The organism is Alishewanella sp. HL-SH06, from assembly GCF_052656265.1.
In genome coordinates, this window is record NZ_CP199752.1 from 3,642,486 (window position 1) to 3,662,119 (window position 19,634).

16 protein-coding genes are annotated in these 19,634 nt (G+C 46.7%); 8 read left to right on the forward strand and 8 right to left on the reverse strand.

All coding sequences use genetic code 11. The annotated features are described in order from the left end of the window. Window positions 1-100 precede the first annotated feature (100 nt). From ACUJFK_RS16830 to ACUJFK_RS16850, 5 genes are all read left to right on the forward strand, one after another. Entirely contained in the window at window positions 101-814 is a 714-nt protein-coding gene (locus ACUJFK_RS16830; RefSeq protein ID WP_445425552.1) for a PepSY domain-containing protein, read from the forward strand. Window positions 815-899: 85 nt separating this feature from the next. Then, window positions 900-1,490 (forward strand): carboxymuconolactone decarboxylase family protein, encoded by a 591-nt coding sequence (locus tag ACUJFK_RS16835; protein WP_445425553.1) that lies wholly within the window; start codon window positions 900-902, stop codon window positions 1,488-1,490. A gap of 219 nt (window positions 1,491-1,709) precedes the next feature. Further along, complete coding sequence (locus ACUJFK_RS16840; protein ID WP_445425554.1) at window positions 1,710-2,882, forward strand: GGDEF domain-containing protein; 1,173 nt, start codon at window positions 1,710-1,712, stop codon at window positions 2,880-2,882. Window positions 2,883-3,010: 128 nt separating this feature from the next. After that, window positions 3,011-4,561, forward strand: coding sequence for a cation:proton antiporter domain-containing protein (locus tag ACUJFK_RS16845; protein ID WP_445425555.1), 1,551 nt, complete (start codon window positions 3,011-3,013; stop codon window positions 4,559-4,561). 254 nt (window positions 4,562-4,815) lie between these two features. Beyond that, a complete protein-coding gene (locus tag ACUJFK_RS16850) occupies window positions 4,816-5,553 on the forward strand; it encodes a PEP-CTERM sorting domain-containing protein (protein ID WP_445425556.1) in 738 nt (245 codons plus the stop codon). A gap of 55 nt (window positions 5,554-5,608) precedes the next feature. Here ACUJFK_RS16850 and lpdA read toward each other — a convergent pair whose 3' ends face one another. From lpdA to ampD, 6 genes are all read right to left on the reverse strand, one after another. Continuing rightward, window positions 5,609-7,021: a dihydrolipoyl dehydrogenase gene (gene lpdA, locus ACUJFK_RS16855; RefSeq protein WP_226751961.1), complete on the reverse strand. Its 1,413-nt coding sequence runs from the start codon at window positions 7,019-7,021 to the stop codon at window positions 5,609-5,611. A 185-nt stretch (window positions 7,022-7,206) separates the two neighbouring features. Continuing rightward, entirely contained in the window at window positions 7,207-9,120 is a 1,914-nt protein-coding gene (gene aceF, locus ACUJFK_RS16860) for a pyruvate dehydrogenase complex dihydrolipoyllysine-residue acetyltransferase (protein WP_445425557.1), read from the reverse strand. A gap of 11 nt (window positions 9,121-9,131) precedes the next feature. Next, entirely contained in the window at window positions 9,132-11,798 is a 2,667-nt protein-coding gene (aceE, locus tag ACUJFK_RS16865; RefSeq protein WP_226751959.1) for a pyruvate dehydrogenase (acetyl-transferring), homodimeric type, read from the reverse strand. Between the two features lie 46 nt (window positions 11,799-11,844). Next, window positions 11,845-12,603: a pyruvate dehydrogenase complex transcriptional repressor PdhR gene (pdhR, locus tag ACUJFK_RS16870; protein ID WP_226751958.1), complete on the reverse strand. Its 759-nt coding sequence runs from the start codon at window positions 12,601-12,603 to the stop codon at window positions 11,845-11,847. A 328-nt stretch (window positions 12,604-12,931) separates the two neighbouring features. Next, entirely contained in the window at window positions 12,932-13,858 is a 927-nt protein-coding gene (ampE, locus tag ACUJFK_RS16875; RefSeq protein WP_445425558.1) for a regulatory signaling modulator protein AmpE, read from the reverse strand. Beyond that, the gene (gene ampD / locus ACUJFK_RS16880; protein ID WP_445425559.1) at window positions 13,855-14,421 is read right to left on the reverse strand and encodes a 1,6-anhydro-N-acetylmuramyl-L-alanine amidase AmpD; all 567 of its coding nucleotides are present in this window, start codon (window positions 14,419-14,421) and stop codon (window positions 13,855-13,857) included. The genes ampE and ampD overlap by 4 nt, the downstream gene beginning before the upstream one ends. 69 nt (window positions 14,422-14,490) lie before the next feature. Between ampD and ACUJFK_RS16885 the strand changes: the two genes are divergently transcribed. From ACUJFK_RS16885 to ACUJFK_RS16895, 3 genes are all read left to right on the forward strand, one after another. Beyond that, the gene (locus ACUJFK_RS16885; RefSeq protein WP_445425560.1) at window positions 14,491-15,009 is read left to right on the forward strand and encodes a retropepsin-like aspartic protease family protein; all 519 of its coding nucleotides are present in this window, start codon (window positions 14,491-14,493) and stop codon (window positions 15,007-15,009) included. A 3-nt stretch (window positions 15,010-15,012) separates the two neighbouring features. Continuing rightward, window positions 15,013-15,894, forward strand: coding sequence for a carboxylating nicotinate-nucleotide diphosphorylase (gene nadC / locus ACUJFK_RS16890; RefSeq protein ID WP_445425561.1), 882 nt, complete (start codon window positions 15,013-15,015; stop codon window positions 15,892-15,894). Between the two features lie 68 nt (window positions 15,895-15,962). Further along, a complete protein-coding gene (locus ACUJFK_RS16895) occupies window positions 15,963-16,619 on the forward strand; it encodes a cold shock and DUF1294 domain-containing protein (RefSeq protein WP_306177902.1) in 657 nt (218 codons plus the stop codon). On the opposite strand, the gene ACUJFK_RS16900 is transcribed toward ACUJFK_RS16895, so the two are convergent. Then, complete coding sequence (locus tag ACUJFK_RS16900; protein WP_445425562.1) at window positions 16,609-17,799, reverse strand: acyltransferase family protein; 1,191 nt, start codon at window positions 17,797-17,799, stop codon at window positions 16,609-16,611. The genes ACUJFK_RS16895 and ACUJFK_RS16900 overlap by 11 nt on opposite strands. A 2-nt stretch (window positions 17,800-17,801) precedes the next feature. Continuing rightward, complete coding sequence (locus tag ACUJFK_RS16905) at window positions 17,802-19,613, reverse strand: glycoside hydrolase family 3 protein (protein WP_445425563.1); 1,812 nt, start codon at window positions 19,611-19,613, stop codon at window positions 17,802-17,804. Between the last annotated feature and the right edge of the window lie 21 nt (window positions 19,614-19,634).

Sequence of the window (19,634 nt, forward strand, 5' to 3'; positions counted from 1 at the left end):
CACACTCAGAGACAGGTAAGAGCAGTCAATTCAAGATAAGGCTTTACAGCACAGGCCCATATCTGCTGTTATAAGTCATCATTTCTTCAGTGTTAACACTATGCTTATTTTTTGTCGTAAGCTGCATAATTGGCTTGGCTTATTGCTAGCAGTGCAAGTAACGCTATGGTTTTTAAGTGGTTTAGTGATGGCTATCCTACCCATCGAGCAAGTACGTGGTGAGCATTTACGGCTAAGCATAAGTGCAAATTGGCATCACGCCCAAGTAAGCCCTGCAGAACTATTACAGCAACATAGTAACGCGGCTAACCTGAGCTTAAGCCAGCATCTAAGCCTACATCAGCAAAAGCTAACGGCACTCCCCGTTTATGTTGTCGCCGAGCAAGATCAGCTTTTTCGCTATAGCGCGATCGACGGTACACTATTGCCGCCATTAACCGAAACACAGATCCGTCAGGTTGCGCTTGCGCAGTATCAAGGTACGGGTCAGTTGCAAAGCACAGAATTACTGTTAACGCTGCCCCAAGAAGTTCAACAACTGCATGCCCCGCTTTGGTTGGTGAGGTTTGATGATCAGGACAACAGCCGTTTTTATCTCGATCCCGCCTCGGGCGCTATTAGTCGTGTTCGAACAGACAGTTGGCGCCTGTTCGATTTTTTCTGGATGCTACATATTATGGATTATCAAGAACGCAGTAACTTGAACACTACGTTGTTGATCGGCTTTTCTGGCAGTGCGCTATTCTTTAGCTTGACCGGTTTTGTCTTACTGTGGCAGCGATTTCGACCACGTAAAGCGCTGCCACGCCCGTAAATGCATGAACTACGCGCCACCGGCATAGGCTCTTTTTGATCAATCGCCGAATGCGCATATTCTAATAACAACAGGAACTGTCCCTATGGCTTTTATCCCCCCTCTACCCGCCGATGCTAACCCCGACGTTGCTGAGTTAGCCGCGTTTTTTAATGAAACACTGGGTTTTTGCCCTAACTCGGTGCTGACCATGAGCCACCGTCCCGCCATTGCTAAAGCGTTTATCCAATTAAATATGGCAGTCATGGCGAATCAAGGCCGAGTAACTTCTGCCCTGAAGCGTTTAATTGCTTATGTATCGAGTAACGCTACCGGTTGTCGTTATTGCCAGGCACATACCATTCGTGCCGCAGAGCGCTATGGTGCCGCTGAAGAACAACTTGAAAATATCTGGGCATTTCGCAGCCATCCGGCGTTTTCAGCGGCTGAGCGTGCCGCTCTTGAGTTATCACTCGCTGCCTCGCAAGTGCCTAACGCGGTTGATGAGGCTATCCAAACTGAAATGAAAAAACATTGGGATGACGGCGAAATTGTGGAAATGATGGGCGTTATTGCATTGTTTGGTTATCTCAATCGCTGGAATGACTCGATGGCAACAACACTAGAAGAAGGTGCGATTGACTCTGCTACAGCCTTACTCGCCTGCGATAATTGGACAGTAGGCAAACATCAATAATCGAACAGTGACAGCAGCAATTAACGCCAGGCTCGACGTTATGCTGCTGCCGTAACGAACTTTCCTAACAAAGATAAAGCTGATAACCCATAGCGATGATTGTTGAGTCATCGCCACTGCAACTTACCCTAATGGCTTCTACCGTCTGAATTGTTTGCCATACTCATTACCCAATACTGTGTTACATTAAATGTTGGATTAGCCGCAGGAGCAGCAAGTATGGACATCCTGACCCTGAATTACGTCAATCTGTTTTTAGGGATCGCCGCCAGCTTCCTGCTTATTCTGTTATACAAACAAAATAAGCAGCTGTTTTTACTGTATTGGTTTTTTGCGAGCAGCTGTTTATGGATAAACTCAACAATTGGTATTTTCAGCCGTTCCGGTTTTGATCTCCCCTATTGGCTCAACCCGGCTATACCCAACACCTGTTACATGGGTATCTATTTATTTTTGTTGGCCGGGCTTTACGAACAAACACAACGCAAATTTAAGGTTGGCTGGTTACTCGCTATTGTCATTTTAACCTATGCCATCAACCTAACCGAATTGGCACAAGCCTCTTCGGCCAATCGTTTATTGCTCAATTTGCCCATTAGTATTGTGTTAAACGTTATGGCGCTGCGATTATTAATTCGCCAGAAAAACCGTGAGCTGCGCGCTGTATATATCTGTTTTAGTATGGCTTTTCTTTTTAATATTATTCAGCTTTGCAGCCGTTACATTCTGTTTTCACTCGATTTATCAGGCATATTTACGCAACATTCCAGCCAAATAATGATTGGGCTTGGCTATTTTGCTATCACCGCTTTTAGCCTGCTAACCTTTGGTAGTTGCCTGTATTTAGTCTATCGACAGCAGCATATCGCTTTGCAGCACATTGCTGATCGTGATGCCTTGACTGGTGTGTTTAACCGTTGGCTGCTGAACGAAAAATTACAAACCGAACTACAACGTAGCCAACGTCTGAAGCAATGTTGTAGTCTCGTTATGTTAGACATTGATCATTTTAAACAGGTCAATGATCTCTATGGCCATGTTGCCGGTGATAGGGTGATTGCACATATCGCTTATGTCGCACAATCGGAACTGCGTGGTTATGACTCCATTTTTCGCTATGGCGGCGAAGAGTTTTTAATCTGTTTACCAAATACCGATAGTCAGGCCGCGCTGCACATTGCTGAGCGCATCAGAATACAAGTGGAGCAAAGCTGCGCCATTGACTGCCAGCAAGCCAAAGCCACTGTGAGTGTTGGTGTTAGCACTTATACTGATGGCAAGCCAGACTGGCAACATCTCATCACCCAAGCAGATAACGCGCTGTATCAAGCGAAAAAGCAAGGCCGTAACCAAACCCAACACTATCAACATCTTGTTACTCAAGACCTATAATGTTGAGATTCACCGTGTTGACGTTAGCAACTGCCCGACAAAAGTCTAATCTGCGGGCTAATCATTTTAATCTTTGAATAATTTAAGATATTCTTAATGTAAACCGCAGTAATAAAACAGGAATAAGCATGCTTGAGGCAATTTGGATAGGATTTGCTTTTTCGCTTGGCCTAGTAGTTCGGGCTATTGGTTTGCCTCCTTTAATAGGGTACTTAATCGCAGGTTTCGCTATCTCCGCTACGGCTACCAATATCAGTATGCCACCAGAAGGCCCTTCAATTATTCATCATATTGCCCATCTGGGCGTATTACTGCTGTTATTTACGGTGGGTTTAAAGCTTAATGTCCGCAGTTTAAGCAAACCTGAAGTACTCGGTGGCAGCACCTTACACTTTGCGTTATCTATTGTACTCATCCTGCCAGCAACGCTGTTTATCTTTGACGTGACCTGGTATCAGGCGCTGATGCTGGCAGTGGCTTTAGCCTTTTCGAGCACCGTACTCGCCGCTAAAGTGTTAGAAAGTAAACGTGAACTTCGTGCTTTTCATGGTCGCGTGGCTATTGGTATCTTAATTGTGCAAGACTTACTGGCCCTGTTAGTGATGAGCTTAGCCAGTGGCACTACACCCTCACCTTGGGCACTGTTAGTCTTTGGTTTACCGTTATTGCGTCCAATATTCTATAAACTGCTAGACGCCAGTGGCCATGAAGACTTACTGATTTTGTTTGGCTTACTTTTAGCTTTAGTGATTGGTGGGCAAGGCTTTGAATTGGTTGGATTAAGCTCTGAACTTGGTGCGCTGGTATTTGGTGCCATGTTAGCCAAGCATCCGCGCGCCGGCGAGTTGTCAAAGTCACTGTGGAGTATTAAAGAATTTTTCCTTGTTGGCTTTTTTTTACAAATAGGCATTGATGGCTTACCAGACGCAAATGCTTGGTTATTTGCCGGGGTCATGACCTTACTGTTACCGCTGAAAGCTATTCTGTTCTTCTTACTGCTAGTGATGTTTAAACTAAGAGCGCGCAGTGCTTTTTTAACCAGTATCAGCCTAACTAACTACAGTGAATTTGGCCTAATTGTCGCCAGCGTAGTGTTACCTGAATGGTTAATTCCATTAGCATTGACAGTCGCCTTATCGTTTGTCGTCTCTGCACCACTGAATCGTATTGCGCACCCGTTGTATGACAAACTATGTCATCGATTACTTAAATTTGAACGTAACAGCCACCACCCCGATGAGCAACCGGTGTCGCTTGGCGATGCAGAGGTACTGATTATGGGCATGGGCCGTACCGGCACTTCGGCTTATAGCTATTTAATCAATTCACACAAAATTATTGCCATGGATTCCGATCCCGCCAAAGTAGCGGCACATCAGGAAAAAGGCATCCATATTTTTTATGCTGATGCTGAAGACCAAGTGTTCTGGCAGGGGTTAGATTTTGGCCAAGTCAAAGCAGTGATCCTCAGCATGAACGATGTTGAGGCCAAATCTATCGCAGCAAAAAAACTCCGTGATTTTGGCTTTAGCGGTTTTATCGTTTCGCACAGCATGCATGATGATGAAGCGAAAGACATTATCAGCGCGGGTGCCGATCAAACCTACTTAACCATGTCTGAAGCCGGTGTAGGCATTGCAGAACACGTGAAGCAGCATTGTTTTGCGGTAAACAACTAACACTTCGATTAACCAGAGCTGCTGAATTCGGTCTGGTTAATTTTTAGCCGAATACCAAGACGAAAATATTGATTGGAAAGTGACGTTAGTGTGGTTTTCGTCAGGTTTATTTACACTTTGCCGGCAACACCCAACATAAAAAATTTTAAGCTATTGTTTTTTAAATTAAAAAAATAAAGGCATAATTATTGCTGATTAGTACTATTGCACTATGCAACCAGTTTATAAGCATATCCATGTTAAGGAGATGTACTTTGAATTTTAAATCAATTACTAAAAAATTTAGCCTAGCACTAACCGCTATGACTTTATTCGGTGCCGTTAGTACAACTTCGTATGCAGCGCCTATCATTCCCACTTTTGACAGTTTTGGTTATCTGGATACCGAATTTGGTGGAGATGGCATCCCAGGTGATTTTGTAGCCATCACTAACTTTAGGGGCTTTACTTTAGGTTTATCTTCTCATGGCCGCTATGAAAATTTATCTGAAGGTAATGATGGTGCTGGTACTTTTTTCGCATCTCCCGGTCAAAACACACCACCAAGTTCATCATTCGCAGGCGCGACTTGGAATTTTAACTTTTATGTAAATCTGGAAAATATTGCTGTTTTAGATGAATATAATTTTGAACTTTTGTACGATTTTAATCCAGCAGTGGGAAATGATGAGTCTACCCATGGCAGTATAAATTTAAATACGTGGTTCGGTTTCCTTCAAGGTTCAACCAAGCTAGAGCAATCACAAAACTTACTATTTAATTATTTGTCTTTAAGTGCGCCGACTTTTAACGTTGCGCCTTCAAGTCCTTTTAATCCTGATGCTTCAGGTGAATATACATTTGCACTCAGAGCGTCTGATAATGTAAGTGAAGTTGCGAGATCAGCCATAAGAGTGGTTGTCGGCACTCCTAATGTTGCCGTACCAGCACCTGCCACAGCGCTGTTATTAGCCGGCGGTTTGCTGTTATTAAGATTACGTCGTCGTAATTAGTTTTAGCGAGACACAAAAAAGGCGCCGAACGGCGCCTTTTTTAGTGAAGAAACAATTACTTCTTCTTCGCTTTCGGGTTGGGTAAGTCGGTGATTGAACCTTCGTAGATCTCTGCCGCTAAACCGATAGACTCATTCAACGTTGGGTGAGCATGAATGGTTAATGCGATATCTTCGGCATCAGCACCCATTTCAACCGCTAAACAAATCTCACCTAACATTTCACCGGCATTGATACCGACAATAGCGCCACCGAGGATACGGTGCGTTTCTTTGTCGAAAATCAGCTTAGTGAAGCCTTCAGTACGCGCTGAGGCAATCGCCCGGCCAGAAGCGGCCCAAGGGAAGGTAGCCGTTTCTACTTTTAAGCCTTGCTCTTTCGCTTCTTTCTCAGTAACACCAGTCCAGGCCATTTCTGGGTCGGTGTAAGCTACTGATGGGATGCAGCGTGGGTCAAAGAAGTGTTTTAAACCAGAAATGACTTCAGCCGCTACGTGACCTTCATGTACCGCTTTGTGCGCTAGCATCGGCTGACCAATGACATCACCGATAGCATAAATATGGCCAACGTTAGTACGCAGTTGCTTATCAACATTAATAAAGCCACGCTCGTCAACATTAACACCGGCTTTTGCCGCATCAACTAAATTACCGTTAGGCTTACGACCTACCGCGACTAAGATTTTGTCGTAACGTACTGGGTCTTTCGGTGCGTTTTTACCTTCGAACGTGACATACAAGCCATCATCTTTGGCTTCAACCGCAGTCACCTTGGTCGACAACATGATATTGAAGTTTTTGCTGTTGTACTTGGTGTACGCTTTAACGATATCGGCATCTGCTGCAGGCACTAACTGATCAGCAAACTCAACCACAGACACTTTAGAACCTAGCGCACGGTAAACAGTACCCATTTCTAAACCGATGATACCGCCACCTAATACCAGCATTTCACCAGGAATATCTTTTAATTCCAGCGCGCCAGTAGAGTCGATCACACGGTCGTCATTTTTTGGAATAAAGGGTAACGCCACTGGCTCTGAGCCGGCAGCAATAATCGCCTGTTCAAACGTAATGGTGGTGTCGCCAACTTGTAAGGTATTTGCGCCCGTGAACTTACCGTAGCCGTTCACTACTTTTACTTTACGCATTTTTGCCATGCCACCTAAGCCATTGGTCAATTGACCAATCACTTTGTCTTTCCACGCACGGATTTTATCTAAATCGATTTCTGGTGCCCCAAAGGTCACACCATGAGATGCCATATCACGTGCATCATCAATCACTTTTGCAACGTGTAACAGCGCTTTAGACGGAATACAGCCAACATTTAAACACACGCCACCTAAGGTGCTGCGTGCTTCAACTAACGTCACTTCTAAGCCTAAATCTGCCGCACGGAAGGCCGCAGAGTAACCGCCAGGGCCAGCGCCCAGCACTACCACTTGGGTTTTAATTTCGTTGCTCATCATTTTACCTTTTATCATCGGGTCGGTTTTCTGACAGCGCGGTGTAGGGCACGGCTATCAGGCGAAAAAAGTGGCTGAATTTTAACATTCGTGCCGCACATTGTCGCGCTACTTTTGGCTAAAGCGGCAATTTTAGCCGCCTAAACCGCGACAACAGCGTGTTTCAACGCTGCTGCCGCACGCTATTACATGATTATCTGACGAATATCAGCCAGATAACCCGCCAAAGTAGCCGTAAAACGCGCCGCTAACGCGCCATCAATCACACGATGGTCGTAAGAAACGGATAAAGGCAACATTAGCTTCGGTTCGAACTCTTTGCCGTTCCATTTCGGTTTAATCTCAGATTTTGAGACACCTAAAATGGCCACTTCCGGCGCATTAACAATAGGTGTAAACGCCGTACCACCAATGCCACCTAAGCTAGAGATAGTGAAGCACCCCCCTTGCATATCGCTTGAGGTTAACTTGCCTTCACGTGCTTTCACCGAAATCTCTTGCAGCTCACGCGACAGCTCAATCACGCCCTTCTTGTTCACATCACGCACGACCGGCACCACCAAACCATTGGGTGTATCAACGGCAATACCTAAGTGAATGTATTTCTTCATGATTAAGCTAGCGCCATCTTCAGACAGCGAGCTGCAGAAGGTGGGGAATTCTTCCAGAGCTTTCGCTACGGCTTTCATGATGAAGACTAACGGCGTGTATTTAACCCCCATTTTCTTCTTATCAGCCAGCGCATTTTGCTCTTTACGGAATTCTTCTAAGCCGGTGATATCCGCTTCATCAAACTGTGTAACATGCGGAATGCGTACCCAGTTACGATGCAAGTTAGCACCTGACAATTTCTGAATACGTGATAGCGGCTTCGCTTCCACTTCACCAAATTTGGCAAAATCGACCTTTGGCCAAGCCAATAAATCGAACCCCATATTATGGCCGCCAGTGACTGTACCGCTACTCGCTATGCTACCGCTTTCCGCTTGTTTCACCAGTTGCTTAACGTAGTTCTGCACATCTTCTTTAACGATGCGGCCTTTACGGGCAGAACCTTTCACCTTGGCTAAGTTAATGCCAAATTCGCGAGCTAAACGGCGGATCACCGGTGAAGCATGGGCATAGGCACTGTTTTCTACAAAGCCATCGTTGCTCGCTGCAGGTGTACTAGCCGCAGCTGGGGCTGAACTGGCAGGAGCCGGAGCGGGTGTAGCCGCTTTTTCAGCCGCAGGTGCACTGGCTGCAGGCGCTTTACCGGCCACTTCAAATACCATCACCAAACTACCGGTTTTCACTTTGCTACCGGCTTGAACTTTGATTTCTTTTACCACACCGGCAAACGGGGCGGGCACTTCCATCGCCGCTTTATCGCCTTCAACGTTAAGTATAGATTGATCCGCTTTTACGCTATCACCTACTTTCACCATCACATCGGTAACTTCAACTTCATCACCGCCGATATCCGGCACTTGCACGTCTTTTAACTCATTGGCAGCGGGTACTGCAGCAGGCTCGGCCTTGGCTGGCGCTGCCGTTTCAGCTTTCTCGGTACTTACACCGCTAGCTGCCACTTCAAACACCATAATCAGGCTTCCGGTTTTCACTTTAGCGCCAGTTTGCACCTTGATTTCTTTCACCACACCGGCAAAAGGAGCGGGCACTTCCATCGCGGCTTTATCGCCTTCAACGTTAAGCAGTGATTGATCCGCTTTTACGCTGTCGCCTACTTTCACCATCACTTCGGTAACTTCAACTTCATCACCGCCGATATCGGGCACTTGTACTTCTTTTAATTCGCTAGTGGCAGCGGTTTCTTTTGCTGCTGCGGGTGCCGGCGCTGATTCCGCTTTGGCTGGTGCTGCGGCAGCCGCACTCGCAAAGCGCATAATCAGACTACCGGTTTTCACCTTGTCGCCTACTTTTACTAAAATCTCTGCGACTTCACCTGCTTGCTCAGCAGGCACTTCCATAGAAGCTTTGTCACCTTCCACGCTGAGTAGCGATTGGTCGGCAGCGACTTTATCGCCCACCTTCACCAGGATCTCGGTAACTTCAACTTCATCTGCACCGATATCCGGTACCTGAATTTCAATCGTCATGACAAATCCTCTTATGCGTACAGCGGGTTGGTTTTGTCGGCGTCGATGCCAAATTTCTTAATGGCCTCAGCCACTACCGCTTTTTTCAACTCGCCTTGCTTCGCCAATTCATTTAACGCGGCAACCACGATATAACCGGCATTCACTTCGAAGTGACGACGCAGGTTTTCACGGCTATCCGAGCGACCAAAACCATCTGTACCCAACACTTTATAGGCATTAGCAGGTACAAAAGCCCGGATCTGGTCAGCATAGTTTTTCATGTAATCCGTGGCAGCAATGGCCGGTGCTTTATTCATTACTGTGGCGACATAGGGCACTTTTTCTGCCGCATCAGGATGCAGCATGTTAAAGCGCTCACAATCTTGGCCATCACGGGCTAGTTCGTTAAACGAGGTGACGGAGTAAACATCTGAGGCGACGTCATAGTCTTTGCTCAGAATATCAGCCGCTTTACGCACTTCATTTAAGATGGTGCCTGAACCTAGCAACTGCACCTTACCGCGACCGCCGTTAAAAGATTCTAACTTGTAGATACCCTTACGAATGCCTTCCTCAGCGCCTTTTGGCATTGCTGGGTGGTGGTAGTTTTCATTCATTACCGTGATGTAGTAATAGATGTTTTCTTGCGCTTCACCGTACATGCGGCGAATACCATCTTGCAGGATCACCGCGACTTCATAGGCATAAGTTGGATCGTAAGAAATACAATTAGGTACTGTGCTAGCCAGAATATGGCTGTGACCATCTTCGTGCTGTAAGCCTTCACCGTTCAAAGTAGTACGACCGGCTGTAGCGCCTAATAAGAAACCCCGTGCTTGCTGATCGCCGGCTAACCACGCCATATCACCAACACGTTGAAAACCAAACATCGAGTAGTAAATATAGAATGGGATCATCGGTAAATCGTTGGTGCTATAAGAAGTGGCCGCAGCAACCCATGAAGACATGGCGCCCAGCTCATTAATCCCTTCTTGTAATACCTGACCACCCACGTCTTCTTTGTAATAACTGACAACCGAGCGATCTTCTGGCGTGTAGTTCTGACCACCTGGGTTGTAAATACCAATTTGACGGAATAAGCCTTCCATACCAAAGGTACGGGCTTCATCGGCAATAATAGGCACAATTTGCTGACCAATATTTTTGTCTTTTAACAAAATATTTAGCGCACGCACGTAAGCCATGGTGGTAGACACTTCACGTTTTTGCTCTTCTAACAGGCTGTCAAAAGCAGACAATTCAGGTAGCGTTAGTGGCTTAGTGAAGTTCGGTAACCGCACCGGCGTATAACCATGTAAGGCTTTACGACGCGCGTGTAAGTATTCCAACTCAGGCGAGCCTTCTGGCAAGGTGATGTAAGATAACTCGTTCACTTTTTCTTCAGTGATGTAATCTTCTAAACCCAGGCGCTTGCGTAATTGCAGCACGTGCGTCATATCCATCTTTTTCACTTGGTGAGCGATGTTTTTACCTTCAGCGGCATCACCCATACCATAGCCTTTCACCGTCTTCGCTAAGATAACCGTGGGTTTATCGGTACACTCTTGCGCGGCTTTAAAGGCGGCATACAGTTTTGATGGCTCATGACCGCCACGCTTCAGTGCAAAAATTTCTTCATCGGTCATATCGGCCACTAAAGCAGCCGTTTCTGGATAACGTCCGAAGAAATGTTTACGCACATAGGCGCCGTCATTCGCTTTATACGTTTGGTAATCACCGTCAATGGTTTCGTTCATTAACTGTAATAATTTACCGGTGGTATCTTTTGCCAGTAATTTATCCCAGCCACGACCCCAGACCACTTTAATCACGTTCCAACCAGCGCCACGGAATAAACCTTCCAATTCTTGGATGATTTTACCGTTACCCATAACCGGGCCGTCTAAGCGCTGTAAGTTACAGTTCACTAAATAGCATAAGTTGCCTAGCTTCTCACGGGCGGCAAAGCTGATTGCACCGCGTGATTCTGGCTCATCCATTTCACCATCACCTAAGAAGGCATAAACGCGCTGTGCACTGGTATCTTTTAAACCACGGCCGTGCAAATACTTTAAGAAACGGGCTTGGTAAATGGAAGCGATTGGCCCTAAACCCATTGATACTGTTGGGAATTGCCAAAATTCTGGCATTAGTTTCGGGTGTGGGTAGCTGGATAAACCATTGCCATCGACTTCTTGGCGGAAACCATCCAGTTGCTCAGCCGTTAAACGGCCTTCCACAAAGGCGCGCGCATAGATACCCGGTGAAATGTGGCCTTGGTAATACACTAAATCGCCGCCATCTTTTTCATTTGGTGCACGGAAAAAGTGGTTAAAACAGGTTTCGTAAAACGCCGCTGAAGATTGGAACGACGCCATGTGGCCACCGAGTTCCAGATCTTTTTTCGAGCCACGCAGCACGATCATGATAGCATTCCAACGGATCACCGAACGAATACGTCTTTCCAAGTTAACATCGCCAGGGTAAGCCGGTTCCTGCTGTGGTGGGATAGTATTGATATAGTTGGTGGTCACACCGGTAGGCATATCCACACCATCCAACCGAGCTTGCTCTAGCACTTGCTCCAGCAAAAACTGCGCCCGCTCTACCCCTTCGGTACGCACCACTGACTCCAACGCTTCAAGCCACTCTTTGGTTTCTAAAGCGTCGATGTCAACCTTACTGACTTCAGACATATCGAGGTTTCCTATGGTTAATCACGCCCGTGGCGTGCTAAAAAAATTATGCTTGCTGTGAACGGCGCAAAGAACGTTCTATCCGCGAACGTTCTTTGCCGACTTCTAACAAAGCTTCTTCAATAAAGGCTAAGTGACCATTACTGGCCTGACGCGCCAATTCCGGCTCGCCATTTATCACCGCTTGCATTAACCGTTGCCGATGCTCATTAAGCTTTTCGGCAATGCCTTCACTGTGCTGCAAGGCGGCTAAATTTAAACGGACATTTTGCTCAACTAACGGCGTTAAGCCACGAACAAGATGAAGCAACACGACATTATGTGACGCTTCAGCGACTGCTAAATAAAACTGCCCGACCGCCATGGCCTGAGCATCTATATCTTGCTGCTGTTGCGTTCGACAAATATCTTCGTATAAGGTTTTGATTTTTATGTGATCAGCTTCAGTACCCCGTAACGCTGCATAATAGGCACTGATGCCTTCTAGGGCATGCCGAAATTCTAGCAGATCGAATTGTGATTCAGGGTGTCGGCCAATCAGCTCAAACAGCGGATCCGTTAAGCCCACAGCCAAGGTATCTTTGATATAGGTGCCGCCACCTTGACGCCGACTCACTAAACCTTTGGCTTCTAGTTTTTGAATGGCTTCACGTAATGAGGGCCGTGACACATCAAACCGCTCGGCTAACTCACGCTCAGAGGGCAATTTTTGACCTGGCGAAAAGCTGCCTTCAAGCAACAGGTTTTCGAGTTGCTCGACAATGCGATCAGACAATTTTGCCGGCTTAATTTTTAAATCAGTCATTGCGAGTCAAACGTTCTGCTACCTGTTTACGGCAAGCTGCCGCATCATTGTAAATTGGTATTACCAATTTTTCATTATTATGCGCTAGGCTATCAGTTTCACACCAGTATGTAAATAAAGCAGAGATTACAAGGAATAGCAAAAGCAAAAATATTTAGAGTTTTAGCTCGATAAAATGTGGCGTCAATCGGTACTAAGCTAAATGGTCTGACAAGTTAACGAACAGCAAGATAAGGCTTTACGCATAAAAAAAGGCGCCAGTACAATATTGTCAGACTGAACACTGACCCTATTGCGCTGTGCGCCCTGCTTGGCAAATCACTTTTGATTAACTAATCCATCCGCTTAATGTCAAAATAGCAGTAAAAGCTAAAAAGAATAGCATATTGCGCTTTGCGAGCTGCACCATACTACCGGTGTCATCGCTGACTTCCTGAGGGACATCAACGATCGGCTCGGCCGCTTTAGCCACATCAGTAATCACTTGCTGATTATCCGCGGTAAAGTCGAGGAAATAGCCTAACAGCGCATTGGAAGCACGCGAGAAGTGCCCTACTAGCGCAAAACCTAAACCGAATAAACGCGCAGGGAACCAATCTGCCCAAAACAGTAAATAATGCACCGCATCTTTTGGCGTTGCTTCAGCTTTGTTTGCGTTAAAAGAACTGTAGTTGTCGGTGGCCGCGGTTTCGCTTTCATCTAAGGCATCAACCGTCTCAACCTGATCATCACGCTCATCTTTCAGCTGAGGTTGCTCTTGTACATGACGTAATAATGCATAAGTCACGGCACCAAAAGCACCCAGTACTAAAAACCAGAACACAACCGCCGCGTAATAGCGAAAGTTTAACCAGACCAACAGTAAACCGTTGCTGTCATCCACTTTGCTGGCACTGTCTTGACGAATTTGCTGCATAGCTAAATAAGCTGCTTCATCATCGCCACGTTCTTGCGCATTCAAAAACTGCTTATACAGTTGCCGATAATGCCAACAGCCAATCGCTACTAACAACACTAGGGTATTCACAATTAAACTGATTAAACGACTATCCACAAAATGCAAGATCAAAGCAATGACTAACCCAGGTAACAGCAGCCACAGGTAGCGACCTAAGCTATGCTCGGCTAATTTGCTCAATCCTGAGCCTGCAGTCAGTTTTAAATATGCCTGACAGTAAGGTCGGGCTTGCCATGCATCACTGCGTACAGCAAGCCGTTCAATAATTAATGCCAGTAACATACTAATTAAAGTCATGCCTTGTTCTCCTTTAGCGCTTGTTTATAACGCTGCCAATCAAAAGCGGCTCCGGGATCGGTCTTGCGGCCTGGTGCAATATCACAATGGCCCACAATACGCTCCAGGGTTATCGCTGGATACTGCTGCAGTAAACTCCGTGTTAACCGCAGCAAACTACTATATTGCTGTTCAGTATAGGGTATCTCGTCCGTGCCTTCTAACTCAATACCTATTGAATAGTCATTACATCTTGGCTGACCGGCAAAACTGCTTTGACCAGCATGCCAGCCTCGCATCTCAAAAGGCACGTATTGGAAAATTTGTCCATCGCGCCAAATCACACAATGGGCCGCCACGCGCAGCCCTTGTAAATCAGCAAAACTAGGATGGGCGCGACAATCCAAGGTGCCACTAAATAAGGCATCAACATAACTGTGGCGCGGATCCTGACAAAATTGACCGGCGGGTAAACTAATATTGTGGATCACCAGTAAGTTTATTTCAGTATCATCCGGTCGTGCATCAAAATGACTGCATGGCCGTTGAATTAAATGGGGCATGGGGCTTGCAAAGCGACTCATGGGGTATTTTTGCCTTTTTACGGCTGTCTCAGTAAGCTGTTGGGCTATTGTCAATGCTGGATTACATTTATGCAAGCACCTGAAGTCAGTTCTGCATTTGGTAAATTTTTTACGTTGATCACTTGGCTGATGCTGGCGGGTGCCTTGTTTTGGTTTTTTCAAGATTATCTGAGTAAGCAACAAAACCCGAACCAACAACTGCAAAGCAGCGTTTCTGCCAATGAAATCACCACGAAATTAGCACGAAACCGTGCAGGGCACTATTTAGGTGTCGCTTTGATCAATGGCAAACCCATCGATTTTTTACTGGATACTGGCGCCACCACGGTAGCGATCTCCGCCAGTGCAGCGGCAGAATTAGGCTTGCCTAAGGGCGCTGAGATGCGCGTCGCCACGGCTAACGGTGTCACTACCGCTTGGCGCAGCGAAATTGCCGAACTAAAACTTGGCCTAATAACCTTACATAATGTGCCAGCCAGCATAGTACCTAATTTAGCCGGCTCAGAGATTTTGTTAGGTATGAGCGCCCTAAAACAGTTAGAATTCCGGCAACAAGGCAATGAACTCACACTGATCCAGCGCATTTAACTTATGAACAGACACGTCGTACCCTTTGCTCACCCGTTATTAGCCAACGAAATTCCGCGTGCGGTGACTACTGCGCTAGCGGAAGACTTAGGTCTGCAACCGCTTGCTTTAGGCGATATCACCGCATCGTTGATCCCCCCTCAGCAATATGCAGATGCCACTATTATCACGCGTGAAGATTGTGTGATCTGTGGCACGGCTTTTGTTGATGAGGTATTTAAACAACTTAGTGCCGACGTCAGCGTGCGTTGGCATGTTGCCGATGGCGACCAAGTGGCAGCCAATAGCCTGCTGTGTACTTTAACTGGCCCAGCCAGTGTGTTGCTTACCGGAGAGCGCAGTGCACTTAACTTTTTACAATTGCTCAGCGGCACTGCGACCACCACAGCGTACTACGTTCAGTTTCTAGCAGGCAGCAACACCCGATTACTGGATACCCGTAAAACCCTGCCTGGTCTGCGTTTTGCCCAGAAATATGCGGTAAGCTGCGGCGGCGGCTTAAACCATCGTTTTGGTTTGTTCGACGCGTTCTTAATTAAAGAAAATCATATCGCTGCCGCGGGCACAATTAGCAACGCCGTGCAAACAGCCCGTATTAATTTTCCAGGGAAACCGATTGAAGTTGAAGTCGAGAGCCTCACCGAGTTAGCCGAAGCGCTTAGTGCTCAAGCTGATATTATTATGTTAGATAACTTTAGTTTGCCCGATATTCAACAAGCGGTATTGCTGACCGCAGGCCAAGCTAAATTGGAAGTGTCTGGCAATATTACGAGCGAAAACCTTAGCGCCCTTGCGGCCACCGGTGTCGACTTTATTTCCAGCGGTGCTTTAACCAAGCATGTTACGGCTATTGATTTATCGATGCGTTTACAGAGCCGGAAGTAAACAATGTTGGCCGTTTCTGCTACACTGATTTTTATACAGCCATTTGCTGGGTCAGTGAGGTGTAGTTGATGCAACTGACAGGCAAGGTCGTTTTCTGGCAAGACAAAAAAGGCTTTGGTTTTTTGTTTTGTGAGCAAACGAACCAGAAACTTTTTTTTCATATCCGCGATTTTGCTCAGCCAAAACACCGGCCTGCTGAGGGTGATTTGCTGCGTTTTGACCTGGGTACAGATAAAAAAGGTCGGCCAATTGCAGTTAGCTTAAGCATCGACAGTAGCGCAACAATTGCCCCCCCCAAAGAACGTCTTGTTATCCCGAAAAATACCGTCGACTTAGAGTATGCTAAAGATCTGGCGCTGTATTTTCGGGCGGCCTTTTTAATGCTGGTGATTATCAGTTTATTGTTTGGTACCTTGCCGTATATCTTACCGATCCTTTATATCGAGGTCAGTATCTTTACTTATTGGTTATATCAAGCGGATAAAAACGCGGCCATTGCAAGGCAAAGTCAGCGCTTACCTGAAGAAAGCTTACAAATGTTTAGCTTAATTGGCGGCTGGCCAGGGGCGTTATTTGCCCAGAAAAAACTCGCGCACAAACGCAGTAAGCCACTGTTTCAGCGTGAGTTTTGGCTTATCGTATTAGCCAACTGCATTTTATTGCTATGGCTACTGTCAACACCAGGTCAACAACTGTTATCCCGCGTGGCATTTCTTACACTTTAAAGATAAAACCGCGCCGATACAAAACCAACATGCCCAGATACGCTATCGCTAAAAAGCACAACGCAAAGACTAACGAACCATTGTAATTACCGAATAACGGCTGAAAAACTTCCCGAAATAAGGCATTCCCCAAAGTCGTCCCTGCCACTGGCAGCATGGATAAGATGCGAGCTGCCACCCCCGCTAACATAAAAAACAAAATAGCATTAACGCCAAACACTACTAACGGAGCCCCCCACAAGCGATAACGTTTAATCTCGGTAAGCCAAAGAATCACCGCCAGCAATAACGCCGTGTAACCGGTACTCAACAACACAAAGGTGGGAGTCCATAGCATTTTATTAATGGGTAACAGCGGATGGGCGAGTTCGGCAATCCATACCATCGCCACACCGGCTAAAGCCAGTAAACGAATTTTAAACGCGAGAGGCTGGTCACTTTGTAAAAGTTGCGCCATCACCACGCCCAGTAAACAGCTGCTGATGGCCGGTAAAGTGCTTAATAAGCCTTCGGGATCAAACGCAAAGGGGGTAGCGCTTCGAAAAAACACATGCTGCGCGCCGAGTATCTGATGATCCAACCAGGCAGCAAAATTATTGCCAAATTGCCAAAGCCCAACAAATTGTTGCCCTTGCGCGTCCTGATATGGCATGTATTGCATCAAAGCGAGATAAACTACACATAAGCCCACCAGCCAAAGCACTCGCGCTCGGGTGCCGCAATACAGCACAATTAATAAGGTACAAAAGTACACCAAGGCGATGCGTTGTAATACACCAAACCAACGTACCGTTAGAAGTTTTTGCTGCAAATAACTGTAAGCCGGATCACGAAAGTTATAATAAAACAGCACCAAGAATAACCCGAGCAAATACAGTTTTAATGCACGTAGTGCGCCGGCTTGAATGACCTCAAGCTTGGTTTGCGCTACTTTTTGCCGCAAGCTCAGCTGGATCGACATGCCGACCATAATGATAAAAGCCGGAAAGATCAGATCGGTCACTGTCCAGCCATGCCATTCGGCATGGCGTAGCGGCGCATAGATATATTGCCAACTGCCTGGGTTATTCACCAATACCATGGCCATAATGGCCAAGCCTCGCAATATATCCAGCGCCAACAAACGGCCCGCGGGCTGTTGCGCCAAAATGGCTTGGCAGTGTTGGCGCACACCAAACATGCCTATTGGCCCGCCGTAACCGCAGGCATACTCAGCGGCAACGTGACCGGTAATTGGCCCGTGGCTTGGCGCTGCCCCACCAATACTTCGGCCAGAGCCTGATAAATTGGGCTGACTAAGCTACCATCTTGCTGTTGCCAGTTATGGTAGGCATAAGTCGCGATGGTGCGCTGCACCAAGGGTGCATACAGGCTGATTTCGTAAGGTGAGCGCAAACTGACAAAGGTCTGATCTTTCTTTAACGCGGCACCATATTCCAATAACTGGTAAAAGTAACGCTGCTGCTTTTGATACGCCTCAGCCAAATTGGTATTCGCAGCAAGATCGTCCATACCGCCCATTTCAGCTAAAGATTGCATCGGTGAAATAAAGGCAGCAATGACCTGATCTGCTGCGGCAATCTGTTGCTTGGCCTGATCTAAATTAAGCTGCACTAAACTGATCACCGTGATATCAGCGCTATTCGCGCCAAGTTGCTGCAAATGTTGCTGCAACACTCGGCCCTTACTGGTATCAGGCATTAACAAGACCGTTTTTTTACCCTCAAAGGTTAACGGTAATGCCGTTGACCCTTTAACCACGGTGACGGCAGCTCGGGCTAAGGCCAACTCAGCGGCGCGATGCTCTGGGTTAGCTAAGGTTTTTGTCGCCAGCGCGAGACTGGGCTGACTTAGCGCTTTTAGGCTCTGTTTAGCCTTAACAATACGTTGATAAGACGCCTGTAATTCTTGCTTATCTAAATGCCCTTGCGCCACGGCCGCGCTTAATTCATCTAATAAAGCGGCCAGTTGGGGTAACTCCGCTGGGCTTTGTAATTTCACTGGCATCAAGGCAATATCAGCCCCCGCAGCAAAGGTTTCAATCACGGCTTGGGGTACGGTAAAGAAATGACTAATACCAGCCATATCCAAGGCATCAGTAACAATCAGCCCTTTATAACCCAGCTGTTGGCGCAATACGCCATGCAAAATATTCCGCGACAACGTCGCTGGCTTTAACATGGTTTCGCCATTTTTGCTCACGAACACGCTGTCGTCTAAAGCCGGAAACTGAATATGCGCAGTCATGATCATCGCCGGATCATATTGCTGAATAATCTTCGCAAAGGGGTATAAATCGGTATTGGCAATTTGCTCCGCGCTATGATCAACACGGGGTAACCCCAAGTGGCTGTCAACATGCGTATCGCCATGTCCTGGAAAGTGCTTTAGCGAAACTAACAAGCCCGCTTGCTGCATCGCACCTGTCATCGCCCCACCCAGCTCTGCCACTTGTTTGGCATCTTCACCAAAAGAACGGACGTTAATCACCGGGTTTAAGGGGTTTACATTCACATCAACCGTGGGCGCAAAGTTAACGTTAATGCCCAAACTTAATAGCTCATGCGCCAGAACCGTACCTACTTGACTAGCAAAGGCGGTGCCATGCACGGGATAAGTGGCACCGATGGCCATATTACCGCTAAACGAGGTTGATTGTTGGCGGGGTAAACGCGCTACGCGACCGCCTTCTTGATCGATACCGATAAAAAGCGGTAAATGATGTCCTTGCGCTTGAGCAGCCGCCTGCAACTGCTCGGTTAATTGAATAATCTGCTGTGGTTGTTGCACGTTTTCTGCAAACAAAATAACGCCGCCAATCTGATAGCGTTGAATTAACTCGGCTAAAGCCGCAGGTAATTGCGTCATCGGCGTTCGACATTGCCCCGCCGCTACGGGCGTGTCACAGTAATAACGTAGATCCAACATCAATTTTTGTCCCAACATGTGGGGCACATCTATTGCCGGCTTGCGCGCAGCAGCATTTATATCCATAGCAGTCCAAAACAGTGAGGT

Bases quoted from the DNA above. Each gene is read 5' to 3' on its own strand.
- ACUJFK_RS16900 (WP_445425562.1), bottom strand. From the start codon at position 17,799: ATGTTTGGTGTGCGCCAACACTGCCAAGCCATTTTGGCGCAACAGCCC.
- ACUJFK_RS16830 (WP_445425552.1), top strand. From the start codon at position 101: ATGCTTATTTTTTGTCGTAAGCTGCATAATTGGCTTGGCTTATTGCTA.
- aceF (WP_445425557.1), bottom strand. From the start codon at position 9,120: ATGACGATTGAAATTCAGGTACCGGATATCGGTGCAGATGAAGTTGAA.
- ACUJFK_RS16905 (WP_445425563.1), bottom strand. From the start codon at position 19,613: ATGGATATAAATGCTGCTGCGCGCAAGCCGGCAATAGATGTGCCCCAC.
- ampD (WP_445425559.1), bottom strand. From the start codon at position 14,421: ATGAGTCGCTTTGCAAGCCCCATGCCCCATTTAATTCAACGGCCATGC.
- ACUJFK_RS16835 (WP_445425553.1), top strand. From the start codon at position 900: ATGGCTTTTATCCCCCCTCTACCCGCCGATGCTAACCCCGACGTTGCT.
- ACUJFK_RS16840 (WP_445425554.1), top strand. From the start codon at position 1,710: ATGGACATCCTGACCCTGAATTACGTCAATCTGTTTTTAGGGATCGCC.
- ACUJFK_RS16885 (WP_445425560.1), top strand. From the start codon at position 14,491: ATGCAAGCACCTGAAGTCAGTTCTGCATTTGGTAAATTTTTTACGTTG.
- lpdA (WP_226751961.1), bottom strand. From the start codon at position 7,021: ATGAGCAACGAAATTAAAACCCAAGTGGTAGTGCTGGGCGCTGGCCCT.
- ACUJFK_RS16895 (WP_306177902.1), top strand. From the start codon at position 15,963: ATGCAACTGACAGGCAAGGTCGTTTTCTGGCAAGACAAAAAAGGCTTT.
- ACUJFK_RS16845 (WP_445425555.1), top strand. From the start codon at position 3,011: ATGCTTGAGGCAATTTGGATAGGATTTGCTTTTTCGCTTGGCCTAGTA.
- nadC (WP_445425561.1), top strand. From the start codon at position 15,013: ATGAACAGACACGTCGTACCCTTTGCTCACCCGTTATTAGCCAACGAA.
- aceE (WP_226751959.1), bottom strand. From the start codon at position 11,798: ATGTCTGAAGTCAGTAAGGTTGACATCGACGCTTTAGAAACCAAAGAG.
- ampE (WP_445425558.1), bottom strand. From the start codon at position 13,858: ATGACTTTAATTAGTATGTTACTGGCATTAATTATTGAACGGCTTGCT.
- pdhR (WP_226751958.1), bottom strand. From the start codon at position 12,603: ATGACTGATTTAAAAATTAAGCCGGCAAAATTGTCTGATCGCATTGTC.